The organism is Limosilactobacillus mucosae, assembly GCF_046939755.1.
In the GTDB taxonomy this organism is placed as follows: domain Bacteria; phylum Bacillota; class Bacilli; order Lactobacillales; family Lactobacillaceae; genus Limosilactobacillus; species Limosilactobacillus mucosae_A.
In genome coordinates this window covers 1-1,075 of record NZ_JBKZAY010000070.1, presented here as the reverse complement: position 1 = coordinate 1,075, position 1,075 = coordinate 1, and the positions used below count along the sequence as shown (strand labels likewise).

At 39.0% G+C, this 1,075-nt stretch carries 1 protein-coding gene; it reads right to left on the bottom strand.

The window, feature by feature from the left end; genetic code table 11:
* The coding region (istA, locus tag ACLUWI_RS10105) for an IS21 family transposase (protein ID WP_412147217.1) at window positions 1-1,028 on the bottom strand (1,028 nt) is incomplete at its 3' end.
* Window positions 1,029-1,075: the final 47 nt, after the last annotated feature.

The following is a 1,075-nucleotide window of genomic DNA, read 5'->3' as shown; positions in this document are numbered from 1 at the left end:
GTGGGACTTAGTTTAATTTCAACTGTTTTTCCTATATACTTAGGATCAACGGAGTACTGATTCTTCCTGAACATAATCATTGAATCTTTCGATACTTTTCGAGTCTGCACGCTGTTAAAGTATCTATCGATGTCATCGTTTAGGGGATTGAGGCACTCCTTTTCTTTTTGCCATAATTCCTTTGGAATTTTATGCGTGCTCTGAGATTCTTCTAAATTCAAATCTCGACAAATCTCATCAACGATGCTATCAAGTTCCTTTAAGGTTTTAAATTCACCATCGTAGGGGGCTAGTCTGCTAGTCGTCCTTGCTAGAGCTTCCACAACACCCTTTGTTTGTGGTCTGTATGGCTGACAGGCAATCGCCTTAAAGCCCGCATCTTTGCTAAAGGAAAGAAATTTTTCGTTGAATTTAACATGTCCAGGATAACTGGAATGATGGTCTACAACCGTTGCCATATTATCAAACCAAATTTCTTTTGGAACGCCATTAGTATATTGAAATGCCTTGTAAAGCATCTCAAACAACGTATCCTGGCTTTTGTCCATTGTTAAGCTAATAAACTTTAACTTTGAGTAAGGCAGTACGTATAGAAAAATATTGAATGTATGCACCTTTCCATACTTATCGCGTAGTTTGACTTCCTCCTTCCAGTCTACTTGAGCACTAAGACCTATCGTATGCGTAACTCTAATCGTCGCTTTCTTTACCTCCGCCTGTTTATAGTTTCGGCAGAACGTTTTTACTAGTGTATAGCCGCCTGTATATCCCTTCTTTTGAATGAACCGGTAGATTGCCATGGCCGTGCAGCCAGCTTCGTACTTAAGCTTGACGATCTCTTTAAAGTCGTCGAGCTTTCCATGAATGTTTCTTTTCTTTCGTACAACCTCCTTAACTTGGCCCGCTTTATCATATAAAGTTTTAGCCGTCCTTCGATCAACACCATATTGTCTGGCAATCTGACTAAAGTTTGGTTTGATGTCCTCCTTCACGAAGAATCGCATCCTTTCAAAAATATCTTTTCTCATGTATACATCACCTCTGATTTTTTAAGTGAGTATACAAAAAAATGTAC